Annotated in this window: 6 protein-coding genes and 1 pseudogene; all 7 read left to right on the plus strand. The window is 37.6% G+C overall.

All coding sequences use genetic code 11. The features are described from left to right. Nucleotides 1–704: pseudogene (locus tag AACU59_RS17455) on the plus strand (glycosyltransferase); the annotation flags it as partial. Further along, nucleotides 697–1,839, plus strand: a complete 1,143-nt coding sequence (locus AACU59_RS17460) for a glycosyltransferase (protein ID WP_094144644.1) — start codon at nucleotides 697–699, stop codon at nucleotides 1,837–1,839. The pseudogene AACU59_RS17455 and the gene AACU59_RS17460, both read left to right, overlap by 8 nt. Before the next feature lies 1 nt (nucleotide 1,840). Beyond that, nucleotides 1,841–2,680 (plus strand): UDP-3-O-(3-hydroxymyristoyl)glucosamine N-acyltransferase, encoded by an 840-nt coding sequence (locus AACU59_RS17465; protein ID WP_094144643.1) that lies wholly within the window; start codon nucleotides 1,841–1,843, stop codon nucleotides 2,678–2,680. Then, the gene (locus tag AACU59_RS17470; RefSeq protein ID WP_094144642.1) at nucleotides 2,677–3,321 is read left to right on the plus strand and encodes a PIG-L deacetylase family protein; all 645 of its coding nucleotides are present in this window, start codon (nucleotides 2,677–2,679) and stop codon (nucleotides 3,319–3,321) included. Before AACU59_RS17465 ends, AACU59_RS17470 begins: the two co-directional genes overlap by 4 nt. After that, nucleotides 3,314–4,390, plus strand: a complete 1,077-nt coding sequence (locus AACU59_RS17475; RefSeq protein ID WP_094144641.1) for a UDP-N-acetyl glucosamine 2-epimerase — start codon at nucleotides 3,314–3,316, stop codon at nucleotides 4,388–4,390. Before AACU59_RS17470 ends, AACU59_RS17475 begins: the two co-directional genes overlap by 8 nt. Before the next feature lie 8 nt (nucleotides 4,391–4,398). Next, on the plus strand, nucleotides 4,399–5,088 hold the full coding sequence (locus AACU59_RS17480; RefSeq protein WP_094144640.1) for a hypothetical protein: 690 nt from the start codon (nucleotides 4,399–4,401) through the stop codon (nucleotides 5,086–5,088). Then, nucleotides 5,088–6,295, plus strand: a 1,208-nt coding sequence (locus AACU59_RS17485; protein WP_161437722.1) for a hypothetical protein, incomplete at its 3' end; no start/stop codon positions are given. The genes AACU59_RS17480 and AACU59_RS17485, both read left to right, overlap by 1 nt.

The raw sequence follows: 6,295 nt of genomic DNA on the forward strand, positions 1-6,295 counted from the left end.
CTCCTGAAATATGTATTCTATTTCCTCAGGTTATTGATGATTCGTATTTTGTAAAAGAAAAAGAAAAAGAAAAAGAGAAAGTAGAAAGCGTGGTAGTTCCACTAAGTTTTAAACAAAAATTAGTAAAGATTTTCAGAAAAACTCAAAACGAGAAGAAAATTATCCGTCATTTCGGGCCAATTAGACCATCTAATTACCCATATCAAGTCATCTCCGCTTTATCTAATAGCTCAGTCTCTAGAAAAATCCAAGCTGAATGCGTGGGTGCAGGCAAGAAAATTAGCATTCCTAATCAAATAGTGAATGTGCCCAGAATACCGCAAGAAAAAGTTTCAGATATGTTACATAGTGCATCTGCAATTTGGTACAACCAAGATGCGTCGGGAAACATAGCTGGATCTTTGAAAGTCTTAGAGGCAATGGCTGCTGGTGTTCCTATACTATTACCCCGTTATGATGCTCGAGTGGACGAATTAGGGGAGGAGTACCCTTTTTTCTGGGACCTTGAGGAAGGGACTACAATCAAGGATGGTAATCAGAGCGACTTTATGGACAAGTTAAATAAAATTACCTCAATAAGTCCAGAAAAAAGAGAAGAGTTACGAGTTTATTTGCTAGAAAGAGCTTTGAGGCACTCTAAGGAAAATGTAGCCCAAGTAATTGACGAAGAACTCGACTATTTTTGGAAGTGTTATAATGGATAATTTTCCTAAAGTTTCAGTTATCACGTTTGCTTATGTAAGCGAGTCGAACGGAAGATACCCTCTATTGAGAGAGTGCATTGAATCAATAAGAGACCAGAGGTATCCAAATTATGAGCATATTATCATAGATGATGGTAGTGATAAGGAGCTGGCACATCTAGCTGAAGAGTACCCTAATGTTAAATACTTTAAGAAGCCGGGTACAGGTATTATTGCTTCAACTTATACGTTTAATCTTGGGCATGAACTTGCTACAGGAAAGTACTGTATCTACCTACCGTCAGATGATCTACACGTAGAGTACGCTATTATCAAGCTTGTAGAGGCCCTTGAAAAAGACCCTGATGCTTCAATGGCCATCGGTAAGGCAATATACGAATACATCGATGGACGTATTACAATTTGGTCTCCTGATAAAGATAAAATCGAGAATCGGTTGTATGAAGGTAATTACGTTAACGGTTGCGCCGTGATGTGGAAACGTTCGGATTCACTCTATGATTGTTTGCCACCAAACTATACAGGGTTTTGCTGTGACTATGACTTATGGGCAACAATTGCCAAGTTAGGTAAAATAGTTTATCCGGACTCTGACGTCGTAAAATATCGACACGTCTCTGACTCTACCAGAAACAAGACACGTAGCAGTTTTATAGTCAGCCCAAGAAAAGAAGATAAAGGTTTTTATCAATATTCAAAAGAAAGCCGAATCGAATTTGTTAAATTGAGATGTCATCAGAGTTTAAATAGACTCACTAGTAAAAACCAGAGTGAAACTAGACTGGAAAATGTTAAGCGAGTTAGTTTAACAGCCGATTTTCCTTTAGCCATGGCTAAACACCTTAAGAAAAGAAACTGGGAAGTACTTGATAACTATTTTGAAAAACATAACAGTTCATATTTGGAGTTGAAAAAGGAACTGAAGAACTATAAAGGTAATATCCTTTTTGAGGATATAAACATATCTACCTGTTGTTTGATTCGTCAGTTACCTGAAAATGAAAGTATATATATTTCCAGTGAGTTTAGCAGAGACGGATGGATCGTTGATTATCTTCCACTCCCAAATGTACAAGGTGTCGTTGAAGAAAATGGCCAAGTCAACCAACAACTTTCTAGTTTCATAGGTTTATAAAATGGCAAACGTGAGAATTATTCTAGATAAATATGTAATTAAGGACATTGCCAGATTAACCGAAGTACATGGCCGACCGATCGAAGCCCCCTATGAGTTTAAGACTCTATCAAGCATTACTGATTTCTCAATTGTATTTAACACAAAAGACAACGGTTGGACACTAGACAACACTGAAGTGGTCTCTGTAATTCTTGCAAAATGTAAACCTGAAAATTGGTTATCCGCGACAAATATTACACTGTGTATTTGTAACAACCCGAGAGATGTCTACGCTTACTTAATGAATATCGCGGTGAGATCGAGGCGTGGTGCGTGGACTAAATGCGATCAAATTAGTTATGTTCATCCAAGCGCCAAAATTCACCATTCAACCCAGCTTGATACTAATGTTTATGTCGATGAAGGCGTAGAAATTGGTGCCAATTGCTCGATAGGTTTTCAAGGATTCGGTTTTGGCCGACTTAATAGTGTGGGTTATCAATTTATCCATACAGGTGGAGCCTACATAGGTAGAAACACTAAGATCAGTAATAACGTCACTGTTGTGGCTGGCACCTTTAAAGCAACAAATGTTGGAGAAAATGTACTCGTAGATGACCATGTCCATATTGCCCACAATTGTCAGATAGGTGCGAATTCTACTCTAACGGCTTCAACAACGTTGTCTGGGTCGGTGACTATAGGCAAGGGTGATTGGTTGGGACCGAATAGTTCTGTTATCAACGGTGCTGAACTAGGGGATGAGGTTTTCGTTGGCATAGGAGCCTGTGTCACAAAATCCTTTGAAGCTGGAGTTATAGCTGGAAATCCTGCTAAAAAACTACGAGTAGAAAAATGATTTTTAACGTAACAAAACGGGCACTATTCATTTCTGCGCATCCTGACGACACAGAGTTCGGTGCTGCAGGCTTAGTGCGAGTACTCATAGAACAAGGTGTAGAGGTTTATCTTGCTGTATTTAGTAACCCAGTTGAATCTCTGCCTAAGAGTGCGGATGCCCAAAAATTGCTAAATGAACAAAGAGCCTCTGCTGAAATTTTGGGCCTCAAAGCAGATATTCACTTCTATGATTATCCTGTACGAAAGTTTTCTTATTATCGCCAGGAAATTCTTGAAGATCTTATAAAATTGCGTGAGCTTATTAAGCCTGATTTAGTGATTACAAGCTCCGAAAATGATTATCATCAAGATCACAACACGTTAGCTTGCGAAGCAATTAGAGCATTTAAACAATCTACCCTACTAGGCTACACTCATCCTTGGAATACCAGAAAAGTAGTGGGTAATGTGTTTTTTGAGCTTACAGAAGACAACCTAAGGAAAAAGATTGAAGCTGTTTCTGCTTTTGAAAGCCAATCCCAAAGAAGTTATAGCCAGCCTAATGTGATTGAGAGTCTCGCTATAGAAGCCGGTATCGCTTCGGGCTTTCGTTACGCCGAACGTTTTGAATTAGTAACAATGAGTGTGAAAAATGACTAATAAAATCCTACATATAGTTGGAACAAGACCTCAATATATCAAGCTGTTCCCATTATGGACCGCTCTTTACTCTGATGAGAGTATCATTCAAAAAATCTATGATACAGGTCAGCACTACGATAAAAATATGTCAGAGGAACTAATTAAAGAGTTTGCTTTCCAAAATATCACTTATGGAAATATTGCAGGGTTTGGACCTGAAAAACAAATTCCGATGATGATCGAAAACATCTGGAATGAGCTAGCGTCATTTAAACCAGATTATGTGTTTCTTTATGGTGATACGAATTCCACTCTTGCAGGCTCAATCGCATGTGCAAAGTTAGACATTCCGTACGGACACTTAGAGGCCGGTGTTAGAACTGAAGAACACGTAGGTATCCAAGAAGGTGTTAATCGAAAGGTTACTGACCATCTTGCAAAGCACCATTTCTGTGTAACTCAGTTAGACCATAACAACGTATCTAAAGAAGGTTTGCCATCAGACAGAAACCATTTAGTTGGGGATCTGATGTATGATGCGTTTCACATTATGAGTGAACGGCTGAGTGAAGTGCCGGATATAAAAGATCGAATTCTCGTGACCATCCATCGAGCTGAAAACGTAGATGATGATATACGTCGTCGCTTGATTCTAGCAACGTTGGTTGAGCTTTCAAAAAGTTCAGAAGTCATCCTTCCTCTGCATCCGCGCCTTAGAGTAAAGGCTTCTGCTGAAGAATTGGCACTTTTGGAAAGTAGTCAAATTAAAGTGATTGAGCCGTTAAAATATTCAGAAGTGATCAAAACGCTAAAAAGTGCTACTGGTGTTGTCACAGACTCAGGTGGTCTTCCAAAAGATGCTGCTTACGCTGGTGTGAAGTCTGTAGTGTTGCGTGATGACCCTATCTGGAAAGAGCTTCATCAACTTGGATATATCCATACGATTGATGCTTTTGACAATATGACTAGTGAAACACTCAAAGATTATTGTATGACAATGCTAAAAGGTTCTATTCAGCCTTACAGTAGCGAAATGTCTACATATAAGATTATTGAAGTTGTAAAAGCTTACTTAGATATCAAATAGGAGCATCGATGTATTTTCAGTACTCCAGTCTCGTAGGAGACTACGAGATCAAGCGAAATGTAATGGTAGATGATGATCTTTTAAACGGGACAAACGGTTTTTTGTTCAAAGAGATAATAAGTGATTTTTCATTAAAGCAATGCGAGGATTTGTCTTTAGAGCACCCTGCAACAGTACTCGCTGCTTCGAATGGTTTTATCACAGAGAAGACTGAAACTTTGCGACAGATTCCAGACAAGAAAATATTCATCTTTGGTGATAAGGCCGTGACATCGTATTTATATGAAGCGTGTATAGAACATATTGATAACGATGATATTCCTTTAAGCCAAAGTGAGTGGCGCGAGAAGATCATTACTACCGATAAAACTGTTGTTGTGAAAAACTCAAAATTCATAGATAAGCTGGCGAGAGTAGTTTCTGACGCTAAACTACCAATGCGATTTAAGAGAAAAATTCTTTCTCGCATTCCCATGTCAATCGAAAAGCTAGAGAAAGAGATTGAAAGGGATATAATTTTTATCTCATTTAGCACCGTGAAATTTATTGGTAATCGTAAGGTATCTAACAGACTAGTTAAAAAATGCCTTCTTTCTGGCATTCGCGTTGAAGGCATTCCTGTGTGCAGATCAGAGTTACAATCTGATACAGAGCGAGCCGTAAAAGTTTTTAAAGAAAAAATATTTCAGTACATATAATGAATAAATATCTAAGCAAAGGTGAGTATGCTGCATTTATTTCTCTGATGAACCTGTCTTATCTTCTAGTTAAGGGCGCTTCTAATAAAGAGCGCTCTTCATTTTTATTGCTCGTGGCAATATATATAGCATCAATATTTCTTCAAGGTTTTGCGATCGGCCTATTCTACTTTGGTGTGCAGCACTATATCGACGATACAAGTTCCGGATATATAACTAAAGCCCTTTCATATATCCCATTTGAGTTTACTAAAGTTGAACAGTTAGTAATTTCTCTTATTCCGGCAATTTTACTTTTAGTGCTTAGTTCTAAGGTTCTTTCAGTAAGTAGGGTTGGACTTTCTAGATTGGTTTTAAGATTAAGAGAAAGTCTTTTGGCAAAGTATAAAAGTTCAACTCATATTATTAGCTGTGATGGCGATGAAACATTCTATAAAAATATGGATGGTACATTTGGAGCGGTGAGGGCCTTATTCTTGAATGCTTTTGTTTTTGCTCAAGCCTTTGTTTCTCTAATTTTTTTATTTTACTTTGAACCTTATTTGGCAGGCTTCAATATCGTTTTTTTGATCGTGTTCATGTTTATTTTGACAAAAGTTAAACAAAAGAAGAAAGCGGGACAAGATACAAAGGAATCTCAGAAAGATGCTATGGAAGCAGCGGCCGAAGCCGCGGGCGAGATGGAAGGTGTGGGCATATCTTCAAAGTCATTTGAACGACTGGAAAGAATGAGAATATATGGTAGAAATGCTGCTAATATCGTTCTCTTTAGTTCTGTTTTAGTAGGGGTGGTAGGTTCGCTTGATTTTCTAACTTCATTAGATAAACTAACGCTCAGTTTGTTTTTGTTAAGATATATATCAAACATATATACACCGATAGCTGTAATTTCGGCAAGTTGTGTACCTTTTAAGTCGAATATTATTACTTTAATTAATATTGAGAATTACTTAAGATTGTTCAATGCTATAAGAACTAAAGAAATTAATACAAAAAGAGGTTTGTTATTTATTACCAAATCTTTTGGAGATAGGGCTTTATTTACTAACGATGATACTATCGAGGAGGCGGAGCTGAAATATAAGGAAGTTTTAGGTCTTGAAAGTGTAAGAGTGGAAACGGCAAACTTCTCAAAAGAGTATCCACGTGAAACAAAGAAAATTAAAGATTTTGTGAAAAATCATTTGCGACCTACAGATAACTTATA

The sequence above is a fragment of the Vibrio sp. V23_P3S9T160 genome, assembly GCF_963886625.1.
GTDB lineage: Bacteria > Pseudomonadota > Gammaproteobacteria > Enterobacterales > Vibrionaceae > Vibrio > Vibrio anguillarum.

Bases quoted from the DNA above. Each gene is read 5' to 3' on its own strand.
- AACU59_RS17460 (WP_094144644.1), top strand. From the start codon at position 697: ATGGATAATTTTCCTAAAGTTTCAGTTATCACGTTTGCTTATGTAAGC.
- AACU59_RS17465 (WP_094144643.1), top strand. From the start codon at position 1,841: ATGGCAAACGTGAGAATTATTCTAGATAAATATGTAATTAAGGACATT.
- AACU59_RS17470 (WP_094144642.1), top strand. From the start codon at position 2,677: ATGATTTTTAACGTAACAAAACGGGCACTATTCATTTCTGCGCATCCT.
- AACU59_RS17475 (WP_094144641.1), top strand. From the start codon at position 3,314: ATGACTAATAAAATCCTACATATAGTTGGAACAAGACCTCAATATATC.
- AACU59_RS17480 (WP_094144640.1), top strand. From the start codon at position 4,399: ATGTATTTTCAGTACTCCAGTCTCGTAGGAGACTACGAGATCAAGCGA.